The sequence below is a fragment of the Fibrobacter sp. genome, assembly GCF_045131395.1.
In the GTDB taxonomy this organism is placed as follows: Bacteria; Fibrobacterota; Fibrobacteria; order Fibrobacterales; family Fibrobacteraceae; genus Fibrobacter.
Map to the genome: position 1 here is coordinate 1 of NZ_JBGUQY010000049.1, position 16,607 is coordinate 16,607.

Annotated in this window: 14 protein-coding genes; 9 read left to right on the forward strand and 5 right to left on the reverse strand. The window is 51.1% G+C overall.

Annotation, left to right across the window (positions count from 1 at the left end):
* Positions 1-313: 313 nt before the first annotated feature.
* Positions 314-640 carry a hypothetical protein gene (locus ACJMNB_RS13460; RefSeq protein WP_405343347.1) on the forward strand — a complete coding sequence of 109 codons (327 nt, stop codon included), beginning with the start codon at positions 314-316 and terminating at the stop codon, positions 638-640.
* Between the two features lie 35 nt (positions 641-675).
* Here ACJMNB_RS13460 and ACJMNB_RS13465 read toward each other — a convergent pair whose 3' ends face one another.
* From ACJMNB_RS13465 to ACJMNB_RS13480, 4 genes are read right to left on the reverse strand one after another with little or no spacing between them, the layout of a single operon-like run.
* The gene (locus ACJMNB_RS13465; RefSeq protein WP_405343349.1) at positions 676-1,521 is read right to left on the reverse strand and encodes an MBL fold metallo-hydrolase; all 846 of its coding nucleotides are present in this window, start codon (positions 1,519-1,521) and stop codon (positions 676-678) included.
* A gap of 15 nt (positions 1,522-1,536) precedes the next feature.
* A complete protein-coding gene (locus tag ACJMNB_RS13470) occupies positions 1,537-2,181 on the reverse strand; it encodes a hypothetical protein (RefSeq protein WP_405343351.1) in 645 nt (214 codons plus the stop codon).
* A gap of 16 nt (positions 2,182-2,197) precedes the next feature.
* Positions 2,198-2,764, reverse strand: a complete 567-nt coding sequence (locus ACJMNB_RS13475) for a flavin reductase family protein (RefSeq protein ID WP_405343353.1) — start codon at positions 2,762-2,764, stop codon at positions 2,198-2,200.
* Between the two features lie 18 nt (positions 2,765-2,782).
* Entirely contained in the window at positions 2,783-4,477 is a 1,695-nt protein-coding gene (locus ACJMNB_RS13480; protein WP_405343355.1) for a P-loop domain-containing protein, read from the reverse strand.
* Positions 4,478-4,597: 120 nt separating this feature from the next.
* Between ACJMNB_RS13480 and ACJMNB_RS13485 the strand changes: the two genes are divergently transcribed.
* The 8 genes from ACJMNB_RS13485 to ACJMNB_RS13520 all read left to right on the forward strand — a co-directional run bounded on the left by ACJMNB_RS13485 (position 4,598) and on the right by ACJMNB_RS13520 (position 12,692).
* Positions 4,598-5,131: a PEGA domain-containing protein gene (locus tag ACJMNB_RS13485; protein ID WP_405343357.1), complete on the forward strand. Its 534-nt coding sequence runs from the start codon at positions 4,598-4,600 to the stop codon at positions 5,129-5,131.
* Between the two features lie 102 nt (positions 5,132-5,233).
* A complete protein-coding gene (locus tag ACJMNB_RS13490; RefSeq protein ID WP_405343359.1) occupies positions 5,234-6,631 on the forward strand; it encodes a hypothetical protein in 1,398 nt (465 codons plus the stop codon).
* Positions 6,632-6,714: 83 nt separating this feature from the next.
* Positions 6,715-7,536: a hypothetical protein gene (locus ACJMNB_RS13495; RefSeq protein WP_405343361.1), complete on the forward strand. Its 822-nt coding sequence runs from the start codon at positions 6,715-6,717 to the stop codon at positions 7,534-7,536.
* Positions 7,537-7,557: 21 nt separating this feature from the next.
* Complete coding sequence (locus ACJMNB_RS13500; protein ID WP_088629015.1) at positions 7,558-8,283, forward strand: response regulator transcription factor; 726 nt, start codon at positions 7,558-7,560, stop codon at positions 8,281-8,283.
* Positions 8,271-10,151, forward strand: a complete 1,881-nt coding sequence (locus ACJMNB_RS13505) for a sensor histidine kinase (protein WP_405343363.1) — start codon at positions 8,271-8,273, stop codon at positions 10,149-10,151. The genes ACJMNB_RS13500 and ACJMNB_RS13505 overlap by 13 nt, the downstream gene beginning before the upstream one ends.
* Before the next feature lie 200 nt (positions 10,152-10,351).
* On the forward strand, positions 10,352-11,686 hold the full coding sequence (locus ACJMNB_RS13510) for an ATP-dependent 6-phosphofructokinase (protein ID WP_405343365.1): 1,335 nt from the start codon (positions 10,352-10,354) through the stop codon (positions 11,684-11,686).
* A gap of 85 nt (positions 11,687-11,771) precedes the next feature.
* Entirely contained in the window at positions 11,772-11,915 is a 144-nt protein-coding gene (locus ACJMNB_RS13515) for a hypothetical protein (RefSeq protein ID WP_405343367.1), read from the forward strand.
* Positions 11,916-11,933: 18 nt separating this feature from the next.
* On the forward strand, positions 11,934-12,692 hold the full coding sequence (locus ACJMNB_RS13520; RefSeq protein WP_405343369.1) for a hypothetical protein: 759 nt from the start codon (positions 11,934-11,936) through the stop codon (positions 12,690-12,692).
* A 95-nt stretch (positions 12,693-12,787) separates the two neighbouring features.
* On the opposite strand, the gene ACJMNB_RS13525 is transcribed toward ACJMNB_RS13520, so the two are convergent.
* Complete coding sequence (locus ACJMNB_RS13525; protein WP_405343371.1) at positions 12,788-16,585, reverse strand: fibro-slime domain-containing protein; 3,798 nt, start codon at positions 16,583-16,585, stop codon at positions 12,788-12,790.
* Positions 16,586-16,607: the final 22 nt, after the last annotated feature.

Consider the following 16,607-nt stretch of genomic DNA (forward strand, 5'->3'; position numbering starts at 1 on the left):
TTAATCACGTTCGTATAATTGACTTTCCAAGAAATCTCTTGGACCCGTCACTAAGCACATCTCCGATTCCTTCAATCTACTCAACAATCTCTCGGATTGTTGCCGCTCTCGTTTGACTTTCGCCTCTCGTTCGCGGGTGAGGCCAATTATAGAACTTTACGCCGTGTCCGTCAAGGGGTTAAGGCGAAAAATTTTAACTTTTTTTGAAATAACGGGATTCCGCCCGACTTCTCTCCATTCTATCAACATATTATCAACCCACGCCCCGAAGAAAAAACTTTTTATATATTTAAACGACGGAGGAGAAAGGTTTATGGTTAGGAAGATTCAACTCTCTATAGCAGCGGTTTTGCTCGCCGCAGCCTGTTGTCAAGCACAAATGGCCCTAAAAAAGAGCCAAAACGAGAATATTCCCGTTATCAATAAAGAATTCTTAATTTATAGGGGCACAAAAGCCGACGCCCAGATTCAGGAATCTCGCGAAGCACACAAAGACAGCGAAATTCCACCCCAGAGCACGGAATCTAAAATTCACCTCAATGAGCACGAAGTTTCCGCCGTCCAACTGGGGCTATGCATAACGACATCCATACTCAACGGATCTGCCAACTGCAACCTCACGCAGCATGTGACGCACTAAAGGCGCACTAATTGTAGACAAATTATTTTAACGCATTAAAGTTCTATGGTCATGCCACAGCGCATTTGTTCTGCACGGTCGCCAAGGACTTCGTGCAAGATTTCGTAGGCGCGGTTTCCGGTGCAATGTCCGGTATAAATCTTTTGAACATCTAACGCATGCAAGCGTTCGGCAAAGGCTCGCACCACATCGTCTTTGTAGCGGAACAAGTGGAATCCGCCGAGAATCGCATAAATCTTTTTGCCCGGGAACGTGGTTTCGATTTCCTTCACGATATTGTCCGCACCGCCGTGGCTGCAGCTGTTCATGACAAACAGACCCTTGGACGTATTGAACACGAGACTCTGTTCGTGATCAAAACTATCATAGCGGTACACACCGTTTTCTTTGACCGAAAGGTGTGCGGCCTCACCAATGCGTTCAAGGCCCGGAGTCTTGTGGGGCACTAGGTACACGTTGGGAGCAATCTGCATATCGCCTTCGGCAAAGCGGATGCGGTCTGCAAAGCGCTTGAGATAACCCTTATGAATACCGATGTAATAGTGATACGGAATTCGTCCGAATAATTTCCCAGCGTGGTAGCAGTTTTCGCCAGCACCCTTGCGCAAATAGAAAGGTGCGGTCTTATTAAGCGCAAAGAACCTAGCCATGCCATCGCTATGGTCATAATGAGCGTGACTTAAAACGCCCACATCGACTTTAGAAAGATCCACTCCGACAACCGCAGCATTTTTTGAAAACAGGTGCGAGGCTCCCGTATCAAGCAAGTAACGCTTGCCTTCGAATTCGGTGTACACCGACAAGCCCCATTCGCCAAAGAGCTTGCGCCTGCTGTTTGCATCAAAACTTTCAATGTTGTCAATAAGGACCTGAATTTTCATATTGCAAAAGCCGGATTATTCGCAGTCCAGGCAAGTCCATTCAATGACGCCATCGCAGCCGTCTTTTGTGCCGGAAAGGCGTTCGCAGGTATAGCTTTCGATGTCAATCAGGAATCCGAGTTCACCTGCATTCTTGGTGCAGCATCCTTCGCAATCGCTGTCAGCGCACTTGTCGTAAACAGTAGCGTCTATGGAGCGGCCATTCTGGCGCAGCCTAAAGGTTTTAAGCTTGTACTTGCCCCAATCTTTTTCGTGAATGGAAATAATGTTGTGTTGACTGACCCATTCTTCGGTCTGCTGGTCCGGTAAGCCTGCAAAATAGCCCGCCCATTCGCAGCCGTTGTACACCACGCATTCTTCGCTGCCCGGATCCGGCCAAGAAATGTACCATGTCAAGTTCGCCTTGTTCCATACCGTGTCGGCTGCGGTTTCAGCAGCAGAACTTGACTCCAGAACAGCCACTTCGGAACTGCTGGATTCCACCACGTCTACAGAGCTGCTGGATTCAGCAGGGTTCGTTGCAACAGCCGAGCTAGATTCAGTAACCATTGTAGAAGAACTACTCGGTTCTACCGGGTCGCTTGATGTGCTGGAAGTACCACCACAAGCGCTCAGCAAGGCAACCGTCGCGACACACAAAATACCTTTAAGACTCTTCATAGAACCCTCCCTCAAATTAAGCGTTACCCAGTAACTTTCCATCACTGAAGGCATTACCCACACGGCGTTCCATGACGTAGTAACCATGGCCCGCAGAATCGTAGCACACGGGCGCGAGCTTTTCTACAGAGAGCTTACCAGATTCATCCAGTGCGGAATCGTCGACAGATACGTTCACGATTTCGCCGAGCAAAAGTTCAGATTCTTCGTTATAGCTGACGAACTTGCATTCCAATGCCAGCGGGAGTTCTGCAATCAGCGGAGCATCAACGTGAGCACTCTTGACAGAGGTCAAGCCGGAATGAGCAAACTTGTCGGCCACCTTATTGCCCGAGGTGACACCCAGGTAGTCAATGGCCTTAATGTTCTTTTCCGTCGCCATGCTCACGGTAAAAGCCTTGCGGGCCAAAATATTCGGCATGGTCTTGTGACTATGAGCCACATAAATAGCTACCTGGTTCGTGTCGCTGATGGAGCCCCACGCAGCGACCATCGCATTTGTGGAACCATCTTCGTTATAAGTCGCAATCACCAAGGTGGGTTGCGGATACAGATAAGCTTTCACTCCGAGATCTTTACGCATTGTTTGCTCCTTTTAAAATTATCGACCTTCGCGCAGGCGGAATGCCACGCAGGCAATGTCTACCACTCGCGGCAGGCTCATTTCGCGGCTCATACCCTGAGGCAGGTTGCGGAAGCCCACGTTCTGGATTTTTTCATAAAGCTTTTGAATGGTCGCAGCAATAGAATCTGCGCTTGAAGAATCAGACAATTCGGCATTGCTGGCCGCATTCTGCAAAAGATTCAACAGCAGGAATCCGGCACCAAAACGCTGCTGCTTGTCCACAAGCGTATTGAGACGCGAAGTATCGGACACCAGGAATCCGATTTGCAACAAAGTATCTCCAGCCAATTTCACCTTGACCTGGCGCTCGACCGCAGAGGTGGGGCGCACTGATTTTTGCAGAGGCTGCATGTAGGCGGTAAAGGCGCGCTGCGCAACAATGGATTGCTTCGTCGCGACTTCGGCGTTTCTCACTGCGAAGCCGCTTGTTTTAGCGCATTCGGCCTTGTAGTTGGCCATAATCACGATATTGTCAGCGATATCCAGGTAGTCGCCGCAGGCACCTGCCACCAGAATAAAGCTGTAACCTTGAGCCGAGATTTCGCGGATGCGGTCAGTCAAAGGAATTAACGGTTCGCGGTCATCACCCAGGAGCTTGCGCACACGAATGTCGCGAATCAAGAAGTTCACTGCCGAAGAGTCTTCGTCAATGAGGAAGGTGCGGGAACCCGCTTCCATAGCCTCCAACAAATTCGCCGCTTCGCTGGTAGAACCCGAAGCCGAAAGGGTATTGAAATCCTTGGTGGAAACTCCGCCCGGCAAGTCGCGCACGAACATGGACAAATCTGTCCCGCGCACGCTGCGGCCGTCTTCGACTCCTACACGAAGTGCAGATTCATCGATAACGATTCCTTCGCGGCCATCTCCCGGAATATGCGGGTAGACCGAGCGGATCAAGGCCTGCAACAAAGTCGACTTTCCGTGGAAGGCTCCGCCCGTAATCACGGTGATTCCCTTCGGAATTCCCATGCCGCGAATTTCGCGACCGCACACGTTCAAAGACACCGCCATCTGTTCGGGAGCGGTAAACGGCACCGCGCCCTCTAAAGGCATTTCACTCAAGCCCGATGCACGCGGAAGCACCGCCCCATCGGGCACAAAGGCACACAGCCCGCGAGCCTCTAGCTCCGCAAGAATCGCCTTGCGTTCGGCGAGCACGCGGTAATAATCTTGCAAAGCCGATTCATCGGACTTGTTGTAATAAAGACCGGCCGACACTAGGTCCGGCAAAACCATGGTCAAAATTTCGGCAGCGACTTCGGCCTGAATCTTGCGGCCCTCGCCCGGAAGCCTCACCTGCAGGCACGCCCTGAGCTCCCCGTTGTCAATCCACAGGGAATTTCGCACCAGCATCTCGGGTCCAGCCGTATCGAAAACAATGGCTGCATCCTTTTCCGGATACTTTTCCTTGACCAGTCGAGAAAGCTTGCGATGCAGGAAATCACTCAACGCCAGGCGACGTTCAAACTCGCCGCCCCATTCGCCAGCATAGCCAAGCATCGAAAGATTCGCCTTGATGACAACTCTAGAAGCCGGTGCATAGGGGTCGCCCTGCACATGCAAAAATTCTAGCGCAAAATCGCCAAAATCCCATGGTTTATCAGCAAGAGACTTGTAAAGACCGTAATTTTTGCCATTTAAAGTGCGAATTTTCTGGTAAAGGGCTTTCATACATAATGAAAAGTAGTTTTTAATACAGGTTAATAAATAAGGTATCCAAACTTTTTCATAAAAAAAATTTAAATTCCATAAAAACTTTATATTTTTAGAACAAACAAACAGGAGAAATCCATGAAAAAGCTTTACATTTTCGCGCTTTTGGTCGCATTCCTCTTTACCGCCGCTGTCGCTGACGACGATCCACCTCCGCGCGGCAAGGCAGCAACCATCACCATCATCACCAACCCGCCTAACAGCGATGTGTTCCTCGGTGGCGAACCCCTCGGCAAGAGCCCGATCGAAAACGCAAGCGTCAAGTCTGGCCGCCAGACCCTCGTGGTGATCGACCAGGGTTACGAACTGGTGAACCAGCGCGTGAACATTTGGCCGGGTAACGACAAGCGCAACGTGTTCGACTTCGGCACCAAGATTCCTAAGGGCAACATCAAGGTGACCACCATTCCGGGCAAGTGCATCATCTACATTGACGGCGACAATGCCGACAAGACCGACGGTGCAGCACTCACCATCAACAACCTCGACGCCGGTGACCACGTGGTTCGCGCCGAATGCTCCAACCGCAAGTCTGCTGAAGCACTCGTGACCGTGAAGGGCGAAGAAACTGTTGAAGTTACCCTTGACGCTTCAGGCAAGAAGAAGAAATAATCTAGCGAAAGCACTCTCTCTCGAAGGCTAAGCTTACGCTCCCCGGCAAGACCGGAGGGGCGTTTTATTTATATTTAACGCAGCGTCTTTTTTGGAGAAAACATGAAACGCCTAGTTCTTTTTGCAATACTTTCCCTAATTCTTTGTTCTTGCGCAAACAAGGCCATGACCCGTTACGAAACCCTGGCCCCCGTCCTTAAAAAAGAAGGATTTGAAGGCACAATTGCAAAAATCGAAAAGAAAAAAGACGACCTTTACGGCGAAAAGAGCGCCTTCCTTTACCACTTTGACGAAGGCATGCTTTACCATTATGCCGGCAAGAACAAGGAAAGCATCCAGCATTTTGAACAGGCCGAAAAGATCTACGAAGACCTGTACACCAAGTCTGTCACCAACGAAGCCGCAGCCATTGCTACCAACGACAACATCCGCCCCTATAGGGCCCGCCCCTTTGAAGTGCTGATGATGTACCAGTACCAAATTTTGAACTACCTCGCCATCGGTGACTTGGACGGGGCGCTGGTGGAAGTCCGCAGGGCGCAAATCGCCTCGGAAGCCCTTTACCAGAAAGACAAGGAAAAGGTGAACGACAACGGTTGGCTGCGTTACCTGAGCGCCATCGTCTATGAAATGGCCGGCGAAGAAGATGATGCCGCCATCGCCTACCTGAAAGCAGCCAAGGCCTTCGAAGAGGGCAACGTTAAAATGCCCAAGGAAGTCTGGGAATACATCAACGAAAGCCTTACCAAGATGGACCGTGCCGACGACCTGAAGGGTCTCAAGAACGAAACCCTGGCCCAGACTCCCAAGGCCACCGAAGCCCGCGAAAAAGGCCAGGAAATCATCGTGGTGGGTTATGCCGGCCACAGCCCCATCTTGGGCGAAATGTACCTGTCGGGAACTTACGTGAGCGGTACCGCCATGAACCTTACCTATAAGGACGGCAAGACCGGAAACATTGGCTCATTTACCGTATTCGTACCTCCCGTTGCAGGAGCCGGAAGCAACACGTTCCATGTTGGTTTTGCCCTCCCTGAAAAGAAAGAACTCCCTCAGCGTACAAGTCTTTTTAGCGTGAACCTGGACGGGAAAATGCGCGTTTCACCAGAAAAAGTGGCCGACATCGATTCTGAACTCGAACAGAACATGAAGGACGAAAACGCCACCACCATGGTACGCACGGCGACCCGCGTGATACTCCGCACCATCGCCGCCCAAAAGGCCAAATCGGCAACAAACACCGGCAACGGTATCCTAGACCTGGTGAAAAACATCGCTGTGGACGTGGGCCAGAGCCAGCTGGAGCAGGCAGACCTGCGCATTGGCCTGTTCATGCCCAATTCCATCAACGTGACCCGCATCCCGGTAACAGAAGGTAAACACCAAGTCAATGTTTCTGCCTTGGGGGCCCACGGACAGGTCGTCGGGGAATACAAACTGGACAATGTAGTGGTCAAAAAAGGGCAGAAAAAACTGGTTGTCGTTCCTGCGATAGAGTGATTTTAAGTATTTTATGAAAATAATAGTATCCGCTTTTTGAAATATTAATGTAATTTCAAGAGCAAACGTTTTAAGGAGTACTCATGAACTTTAAAGCTTTAATCGCTGCTGGCGCACTGCTCGCCACACAGTCTTTCGCCATTGTTGGCTTAGGCTTCCACTATGCCCCCGGTTTTGGCACCAAGATGAAGGGCATGGACGCACCCGCTCCCGTAACAGAAGACGGTACCGTATTGCTGCAACACGACGGCTTTAGCGGCACGATGCAGGGTTTCGGTTTTAAGGCATGGGTCGACCTGCTCCCGATTATCGACATTGAAGCCACCTTGAACATCCAGTTCGGCTCCTACGATGCCTCCCTGTTCGTCGTAAACCCCGCGGAACCGGACGTCGTTAACGAAGTCCCCCTCGAAATTGAACTGGGTGGCACTCCCTTCGGCAAGGCAAATCCGAAATTCGTTGCCATGACCGGCGACCTTTCCATTACCTACCCCATTACGTTCTTGCCGATTATTCGCCCCTACATCGGTGGCGGTCTTTCTTACCACCTGAACTCTTTCATCCTGAACCAGAAGTTTACCTCCAGCATCATTGACGGCACCACGCAGGAAATGATCAACGTTCTTGCAAACGTCGATCCGAACGATCCGGCCTCTGTCCAGGCAGCCAAGGAAAAGAGCCAGCAGCTCGGCGAAACCATGAAGGAAAAGGTGCAAAAGGCAGCTCTTGACGAAGGCCTGAACACCAGCATCGGTGGCCACATCCTGGTGGGTCTCCGCGCCAAGCTTCCCATTATTCCGATTGCCGCCTACGGCAACTTCAAGTACTACATCGGTGGTGACTATCCGAGCGAAATCGACGCCGGCAACATGACCGTTGAACTCGGTGTCGGACTTGCTATTTAATAACAACTCTAGGTAAAATAAATGACGACTGAAAATACTAGCACTACAAAAATTCTTATCATCGAAGATGAAATTGCCATTGCAGAAGGCTTGATTGACCTCTGCAAGCTGAACGGATACAACGTCAAGCACTGCGCCGATGGCGAAAGCGGCCTTGCCGAAGCCCTCACCAAGCAGTACAACCTGGTTCTTCTGGACTTGATGCTCCCGGGCATGGACGGTTTCACCGTTTGCGACAAGATCCGCGAACAGGACAAGAGCCTCCCGATTATCATCCTTTCTGCTAAGAATGCCGATGACGACATCATCAACGGACTCAAGTACGGCGCCGACGACTACATCCCGAAGCCGTTCTCTGTCCCGATGCTTTTGGCTCGTATCGATGCAGTGCTCCGCCGTAGCCGTCAGACTATGGAAAACGAAGGCAAGCTCGTTGCCGGCAGCCTGCGCGTGAACTTCCGCGAATACACCGGCACCCGTGGTACCGAAGAACTGGCCTTTACCCGCAAGGAAATCGAAATCCTCGAATACCTGTGGCGCAACCGCGACCACGCCGTTCCCCGTTCCGAACTGCTCCGCAAGGTCTGGGGTTACGAAAATGCAGACTCCGTGGACACCCGCACCGTGGATATCCACATTACCAAGCTCCGCAAGAAAATCGAAGACGATCCCTCGCATCCGAAACTCTTGGTGACTTTCCGCGGTGAAGGCTACCAGATGCGTTCTGCACCCGAATGCGACAAGTAAAGCTTAAAGAAGCACTTTCGTACATTAAGAAGCACCAGGCAATCATCACCGAACGCCTGGTGTTTGTTTCCATTTTCTTGGTCATCGCAATTCCCCTGACCATCTTGTTCATCAAGACTTACGAGCAGTCCGCTGCCCTGGAAGAAAAGAAAATAGAAGAACGGATCGACGCCGCTTACGAAAGTCTTCGTCTGCGCCTATCGTCGGACTTTAATATTGAAAACAGCCGTTCCTACAAGGACTACGGTATCTTGAACTCCATTACGGTGATTGGCGGCAACAGCCGACTCTTCTCGGAGTTCTTCTCGTTCCCGGATTCCAGCGGCCCTTACTGCGACTTCGACTCGCTGTATCGGCAGTGCCGCAAGGGCTTGCTCGGGCATTTCCAGATTTCCCATAGCGGAGAACTCTTGACGCCCTTCTACCCCGACACCAGCACCGGTATCGGAAAGTCCATGTGGGACAACTTCTCCTTCGACGACCAGGAACAGCGCAAGAAAACCCGCGACCTGATCCAGTACCTGCTTATAAAGCTGGACATTCGAAACGGACTTCCCAAGCGCACGGTGCAGACCGTAGACTCTACCGAAGCCATCGACCAGCTTTATGACGAAATTCCGGACTTGCAGATTCCTACCCGCGTAGAGCTCACTTCTGAAGAAGAAGCCCTGACCTACATGGCGGAAACCGCCAAGAACGATACCACCATCGCCCCGGACATTCCCGTATTTACCGGTAGCAACACCAACGTTAACATTACCGACCTGAAGATTCGGATGACGTCGGACTACATCGTGTTCTTCCGTACGATTTATATCGGCATGCTTCCGATTGTGCAGGGTTTCGTGGTAGACAAGTCGATTTACCTGAACTACATGACCCAGGAAGAACAGCTGGCCTACGCCAAGCTGCCCTACGCCATCGAGCTGGTCTACGAAGATACTATTCTCCTGACCATCGGCAAGAACAACGCCGAATACGAACTGAGAACCAAGCGGCCGTTGCCGCCGCCCTACGACAAGATTGTCTTCAAGATGTACTCCAGCGAAATCAGCGGATCTGCAGACTTGACCATTCTGTTTAGTGGCCTGATTCTCCTGATCGTTGTTGCAGTCTGCCTGATTACCATTTACCGCTTCACCCAAAGCAAGGTGGCCCTCGCCGCCAAGCGTCAGGACTTTGTTTCTGCCATTACCCACGAACTCAAGACCCCGCTGACAGCCATCAAGATGTACGCGGAACTCTTGCAGAATTCCTGGGTGGCAAGCGAAGAAAAGAAGCAACGTTATTACGGACAAATTGCAAGCGAAGCTGACCGACTCTCTCGCCTGATCCAGAACGTTCTTAACTTGTCTAAACTCGATGGCAACCGCTGGAACGTGCAGCTCCGCAAGGAACGTCCGAAGGCCGTCCTTGACGACTTCATCGCTACTTACAGCAAGAACATCGAAAAGCAGGGATTCGAACTTACGGTTTCTACAGACACCGATGCAGACAACGTGGCGCTCCTGATCGACCGCGACGCCGTGATGCAAATTCTGATGAACCTGGTAGACAACTCCCTCAAGTTCTCAAAGAACGCAAGCTACAAGATGATCAGCATCGAGCTGCGCGTGAACAACGGCGACATGTACCTTGCCGTTCGCGACTACGGCCCCGGTATTCCGGCATCTGAAATGAAGAAGGTGTTCCAGGAATTCTACCGCGTAGAAAACGAAATGACTCGTTCTACAAGCGGTACGGGTATCGGTCTTTCCATGGTGAAAAAACTTTGTACGCTCACCAACATGAAAATCGAAATCGAGAATGCTGGTCCGGGTCTTAGAACAAAAATTCACTTCCCGCCGCTCGATATTCTAGCGTCTTAATCGACAGTTATCAGCTTTTTTCGAATGCCGGATTTACAAATCCGGCATTTTATTTTACACTATTTGTTTTTCGTACAATCAAGCATCTTTAATTGTTTTAAGTAACAATTATCTAAACTAAATTATACTTCTACCCCTCCTATTTTTTAGTATTTTTAGGACGCCTAGATGTATTCTAAAGGCAATACGAGGAGCATGCCATGACTCAAGAAGACATTCTAAATAATCCGGAAAAATATGACCTTTCCATCGAGACTGTTGGTAAAGGAACATTGAAATCTCCCATGAAGGGAGTTCCGTTTGTGTCGGAGTCTGATCGAGTAAGCCTTACAGCGGACGTCGCCCGTATCAAGGATTTTTGCGAACGCGGCATGGCAATCCCGTCGCTGGAAGCGGCCGGCCCTCGCGAAACGATTTTCCACGACCCCGCCTGGACACGTGCAGGCATCGTGACCTGCGGCGGCCTCTGCCCCGGTCTTAACAACGTGATCAAGGGTCTTGTTCAGGTGCTGTGGTTCGACTACGGCGTACGAAACATTTTCGGCATTCCCTACGGCTATCGCGGTCTGAACCCGGCCTACGGTTATTCCCCGATGATCTTGAACCCCGATGTAGTTGACGCCATTCAGGAAGACGGCGGCACCATTCTGGGTAGCTCTCGCGGAAACCAGGATGCCAAGGTCATGGTCGACACCCTGATGCGCCTCAACATCAACGTGCTGTTCTGCATCGGCGGTGACGGCACGCTCCGTGGCGCCCACGATATCGCCGAAGAAATCAAGAAGCGCCACCAGCCCATTTCGGTGATCGGCATTCCGAAGACCATCGACAACGACTTAAATTTGATTGACCGCACCTTCGGTTTCGAAACCGCAGTGCTCTCCGCTACCGACGTCATTACCAGCGCCCACAACGAGGCTAACGGAGCCTTTAACGGACTCGGCCTCGTAAAGCTGATGGGTCGCGATTCCGGCTTTATTGCCGCTTACGCAGCACTCGCTACCACGGTGGTAAACATTTGCCTGGTACCCGAAGTGCCCTTTACCTTGGACGGTCTTTTCAAGGCCCTCGAAAGCCGCTATAGCAGCGGCAAGACCCATGCCGTGGTGACTGTGGCCGAAGGCGCCGGACAGGAACTGTTCAAGGACCAGCCCGAACGCAGGGACGCCAGCGGTAACATCTTGAAAAACGACATTGGTGAATTCCTGACGCGCAAAATCAAGGAACACTTCGACAAGATTGGCAAAGAAGTGAACATCAAGTACTTCGACCCGAGCTACATGGTGCGTAGCATTCCGGCTCAAGGAACCGACGCTATTTTCTGCTTCCAGCTTGCTGAAGCCGCCGTACACGCCGGCATGGCTGGCAAGACCGACATGGTCGTGGGCAGCATGAACAACGCCTTCTCGCACGTGCCTATTGAATATGCCGTCAGCGAACGCAAGAAGATTAACCCGAACGGTGCGCTGTGGCACGCCGTTCTCGGAATCACACGTCAGCAGGATTACTTCTCCGGTAAGGGGAAGGGGAAGTAACCCTTAGCAGCATTCTGGACTTTGGCGTATTGCGCCAAAGTCGAGGAATCAACTGTCTGGACAAACAAAGAGGAAACAAAAAGCAATGCTCAAGCAAGAAGACAAGGTGTTAATTCGCACTGCACTTATGGAATATCGCTATCTTTTATTCAAGACCTACCACGGCACCGACGACGAGAAAACCCGGATTGCCCAGGTGAACAAGGTCCTGCAAAGCTGGAAAGTGTAGTTTCAACTGAAGGGGAAAATGAAAAAGTTCTTGACAACATTGCTGACGCTTGCATTATGCGGAATAAGCCCTGCGAACGAGGATCTTCGCACCGCGGATTCCTGCTACGCCGCCCGAGCGGAACGTGCCGTTGGCGACAAGGCTAATGCCAAGAATGCAAAGCTCATGATCGAAAGCTATCACAAGGCCATGAGCGACCCCGCTGTCGAAGAACGAGCCACCGAAGGCTATGTCAAAAGCTTGTTTTTCTCGTTCCGGTTTGTGCACTTCGAAAAGCACCAGCGCAAGGCAAAACTGGACAGTCTGAAAACTATAAGCGAAGCCGCCTACCAGAAATTCCCAAAGAATAGGGAAATCGCTCATGTGTACGCTAGCGCCCTTTCCATGTGGGGCAACGAGCGCGGCGCCCTTACCTCTGTTAAAGAAGGGGTGGCGACAACCGTACGCGACGTAGCCATTATGGCCGAAGACTACCAGGTGCTAGGGCGAGCCCACTTTGTGCTGCCCTACGTGCCGCTGGTACTCTCATGGCCAGACAAGAAACTAGCCGACAAGTACCTGAGCCTCGCTCTCGAAAAGAACCCGAGAGATTTGTACAACTATTATTTTTTGGCAGAACTACGCTTTGACCAAAAACGCTACGCAGACGCACTAAACATCATCGACCGTGGCCTTTCCCGAGGAGTGCGCACCAACTTCTTCCTAGAAGACAAGCGCGGCCGCTGGCAGCTCAAGGAACTGCAGAAAAAAATCAACGCCAAGCTCGACAAGAAATAGGCAAATAAAAAAAGCCCTTAATGCAAGAAGGCCGCACCACCCAAGGTGCGGCCTTCTTTTTGCCGAGAGAGAGATAAACGGTTTAGAACTAGGCTTTACAGACCGAGGTCGATCGCGTTGGCCTTGCCGCGACGCACGCCCCACAGGAAGTCCTGGGTGCGGTTGACAATGGTCTTGCTTCCAACCTTGATGCGGTATTCAAGTCTTGCGATGTACACGCCGGTAGATGCAAGTCTGCCGTTCTTGGCGCGCATGTTCCAGGCGAGGAACAGCTTGCCGTTGTTATCGAGGCAGGTGCCCTGGCCGTTGTTCTTAAATACGGCGTCGTTACAAGTAATGGTATTGGAATTGCTGTTGACGAACTCGCCAAGGCTAGAGTAGTACGTAGCCTGGTAGTAGAGCTGCGTGGTTTCAGCAAGTTCTTGCACAATCTGCTTGATGTCCGATTCCTGACCGCTCTTAAACTTGCGGAGATTTTCTTGCGTCAATATCCCGTTCTTGTAGGCATCGACGACAATCGGGTCTAGGCCGTATTTATCTTCCGCATCGCCAATGGACATGCCGGCTTGGATTTCGGCAAAGATCTGTTCGATGGTGACCTTGCGCGTGGAATCGTCAGCATCGGTGTAGGTGCCCTGCAGCGCCTTCGAAATTTCCGTAATCTCGTTTTCCACCAGTTCTGCCATATTCAGGTCGCCCAAGAAGTGGCCCTGCGTTCCATAGACTGCTGCGGCCTGTTCCGCGGTAAGAACCGAGGGATCCTGGATAATTCTAGGAACGGTAGCTTCTTCGCTGCGGACAATTTCCCTTGCGTTATTGAATCCCGGAGAAGACGGATCCAGGGTTACGACACCAGGACTTGTGACATTCACCTTCTGTTCACCGGTGATGCGCACCCAGGGGTTGTTCACGTGGGCAGGCACATTCAACAGGTCATAGGCGATAGTAACCATCGGGGGCGGAGTAAAGCGAACGGAGTCACCCACAGCCGGAATAAAGTCTTGGTCGGAACCCTTCGGGAAAATCAGCTTCCACTGGTTAGGTTCTTCGATAGAAATATCGCTGGCTGCCTTTACTGCAGTGCTCATGATTCCGTTTTTCCACACATGGAAACTGAACAGGTCGGAAATCTTCTCGTCGTCAAGAATTCCTTCGCTGAAAGTCAAAAGGAGCTGCGTGTTACCGTCGCGCATGTAAGATACTTCTGCTTCGGTAACGACAGGGCCGATTCGATCCTGGAGCTGGCCTTCGGCCGGGAAGAAGGACTTGTGGCCGTTATCGATGTAGGTGTACCAGACCTTGATTTGTCCAGTATAGGGCTTGTCGATACCACCTGTAAAGATCGAGGTTCCAAAGCCGCTACCCTTAGCGACAATAGACGCCTCGGTAGAACCTTCACGGTAAACAGTTTCGTAGGCGGTATTGAACATCGTACCGAAGGTGAACTTGGCAGAGTCCAGAGAATTCTTTCCGCCCAATTTTCCGTCAAAATTGATCCAGATACTGTCGCCTCGGCCATCGCCATCGCGGTCATAGATGTAAGCTGCCAGGATTTGCGGTACGGGAGGCAGGGCAAAGTCAATCCCGCTCCAAGTGGCGGTATTGGCAGAGGTCTGTCCCTTGACATAGAGAATGCCACCCCACACTTCGCCAACAGCCTTCACGTAGAAAGACGTCTTTCCGTTTACAAGCTGAATTTCGGTAATGGGATTTCCGAGAGAGTCACAAGGAATCAAGGCAGGGTCATTCGTGGAAGGATAAACGATATCGCTCTTGTTGGCCCAGTCATCATTATACTGCACATACACCTTGTAGGACTGTCCCACCCACATGGTGTCTTTTTTCATGTTGAGCTGGTAAACATCGCTCTTGACCGTTTCACCAAGGACTTCTCCATTTTCCTTGGTATAAACAAGATTCGAACCAGGATAGTCGCCCACCACAAAGTAGACATCCTTGTGCTGGGAATTGTCGGACTTGAGGGTCACGCGAATAAAGTAGGTTCCCGGAGCAAGGCCACGATTTTTCTTGATGTCTTCCTTGTTCACGTCAAAGCCATCAAAAGTGCTGTTGATGATAATGCCACCGAACCAAACGCCTGCAGAATCAAGTTCCACGCCGTCTTCAGGCAGGTTTCCGCCAAAGAGGGTGAATACGGATTCGCCGCGTTCAAGAGTAAGTTCCGTCTCTCCATTTCCGAAATCACAGGCGAGTTTGCTCTTGCGGACTCTCTGCCAGATTTCTCTGCCAATCACATTGGCATCATCCGAAGAATTCTTGAGCAAGATGCTTGCTTCGGTCTTGAGGTCGATGGAAGTATGCATGCGGAAGTTCGAGGAACTGGTATGACGTTCGGCGTAGAAGATATGGAAGTTGTAGGTCTGGCCTTCGACAAGCTTATCGGCAGGGTTGTTCTGGCCAATTGTATCCAAGTCTACCGAGCCGGCAACCTGTCTATGCTGACCGCCAATGTCCACCACCAGTTTATTGTTGATGAACACCCATACGTCATCGTCGCCATAGAAGTCGAAGTATTGACCCGGCACGTATTCGAAGGTGGCCTGGATCTTCATGGTAAAGCCGAAGTTATGGTTGCTGTTGTCCTTGCCGCCTCTTAACTGGTCGTAATACGGGTTGGGAACAGTTCCTGCTTCGTCAAGGTATTTGAAATCGTCCAGAAGGAACATACCGCCCTTGTTGGCTTCGTTACCCTTGGAAATAGCGTCGTTGGAGACTTCGGCCAGCCAGAATCCATCATCGTCCATGGAAATGTAAAGGTCGCGGCAAGTCATGTTGGTCAACTTGTTGCCCTGGGCATCCACACCCAGAGATTCCGGGAGGAACCAGTAATCCAAATGGTCGGTAATATTGCAGTTTTCCGGGAAGGTCGCAGAGCGTACAGGCACCCCGTTAGGGCCGAGGTTCACTTCCACCATGCCGTCCATGGATCCCCTGGTATTGTTGCTGCCGCCACATCCGCCAGAACCGAAGTCCGCATTGGTGCCATATTCGGGGCTACCGTTACCATTTACGCCATCGCCCTTGTTACCATGCAACCAGTCAAACATCATAACCGGGAGCTTTTTCAAGGGGCAATCGCCCAGAATGCCTGCAGGGCGCTGGGAATAAACTTCGGGAGCGCCTTCCTGGTTGCCCTTGACCCAAATGGTATCGCTAAGGGCAGCTACAGAGTCGAGACTGATTTCTTCGCTAGAAAGGGTCGGCTTAACTTTGGTAAGTCCTGTCGCACCGACATAGTTGCCGCCAATAGTCTGCTTGAAGAAAACAGTGAACCCTTCGCTAGGAGCATTGACGGCCCTGCTCGTGACAAACCATCCGCAGTATTTTTCCATAGCGGACATTTTCGTGGAATCGCCATCCAGGAACAAAAGGGCGTTGGTGTTTGTCCAAGGAGTGAAGAAGGCTATATACTTTCTGCCGTTTGTGGTGGGGTTTCCTGGATTGTCTCCCGGTCCGCCGGGATTGTCACCAGGTTCATCTCCCGGATTCTGCGGACCCCAGGGATTTGCCGGACCATCGTTTTGACCGGCGATAGCTGCGGTCATCCTATTTTGATTATTAATAGAAATGGTAACGTCTGCGGACGTTGTTTCCTTGAACAGATTTGCCGAAGTTACGTAAGTAGTTGGATTTTGATTCGTAGAAGCACATCTATCACTAGTGTAGAAATCGATGCGGTAATTGGTAACATCTTCTGCTTCGAAAGAAATGCCACCTTCGGGAACTGCAGTACAGGTAACCACATTCGTGTTCTGCTGTCCCGGCCTTTGCGATTGAATTCTTATTCTATAGTAAAGAGGCCTATCAGTCTCGTTTGTAATATTGATAGAATAGACCGCAGACATCGCCGCAGTCGCAAACAAAGCGAGCAAACTGGTTGCTCTCTTAAAAAAA

Coding starts and splice junctions, on each gene's coding strand:
- ACJMNB_RS13460 (WP_405343347.1), top strand. CDS start 314: ATGGTTAGGAAGATTCAACTCTCTATAGCAGCGGTTTTGCTCGCCGCA.
- ACJMNB_RS13465 (WP_405343349.1), bottom strand. CDS start 1,521: ATGAAAATTCAGGTCCTTATTGACAACATTGAAAGTTTTGATGCAAAC.
- ACJMNB_RS13470 (WP_405343351.1), bottom strand. CDS start 2,181: ATGAAGAGTCTTAAAGGTATTTTGTGTGTCGCGACGGTTGCCTTGCTG.
- ACJMNB_RS13475 (WP_405343353.1), bottom strand. CDS start 2,764: ATGCGTAAAGATCTCGGAGTGAAAGCTTATCTGTATCCGCAACCCACC.
- ACJMNB_RS13480 (WP_405343355.1), bottom strand. CDS start 4,477: ATGAAAGCCCTTTACCAGAAAATTCGCACTTTAAATGGCAAAAATTAC.
- ACJMNB_RS13485 (WP_405343357.1), top strand. CDS start 4,598: ATGAAAAAGCTTTACATTTTCGCGCTTTTGGTCGCATTCCTCTTTACC.
- ACJMNB_RS13490 (WP_405343359.1), top strand. CDS start 5,234: ATGAAACGCCTAGTTCTTTTTGCAATACTTTCCCTAATTCTTTGTTCT.
- ACJMNB_RS13495 (WP_405343361.1), top strand. CDS start 6,715: ATGAACTTTAAAGCTTTAATCGCTGCTGGCGCACTGCTCGCCACACAG.
- ACJMNB_RS13500 (WP_088629015.1), top strand. CDS start 7,558: ATGACGACTGAAAATACTAGCACTACAAAAATTCTTATCATCGAAGAT.
- ACJMNB_RS13505 (WP_405343363.1), top strand. CDS start 8,271: ATGCGACAAGTAAAGCTTAAAGAAGCACTTTCGTACATTAAGAAGCAC.
- ACJMNB_RS13510 (WP_405343365.1), top strand. CDS start 10,352: ATGACTCAAGAAGACATTCTAAATAATCCGGAAAAATATGACCTTTCC.
- ACJMNB_RS13515 (WP_405343367.1), top strand. CDS start 11,772: ATGCTCAAGCAAGAAGACAAGGTGTTAATTCGCACTGCACTTATGGAA.
- ACJMNB_RS13520 (WP_405343369.1), top strand. CDS start 11,934: ATGAAAAAGTTCTTGACAACATTGCTGACGCTTGCATTATGCGGAATA.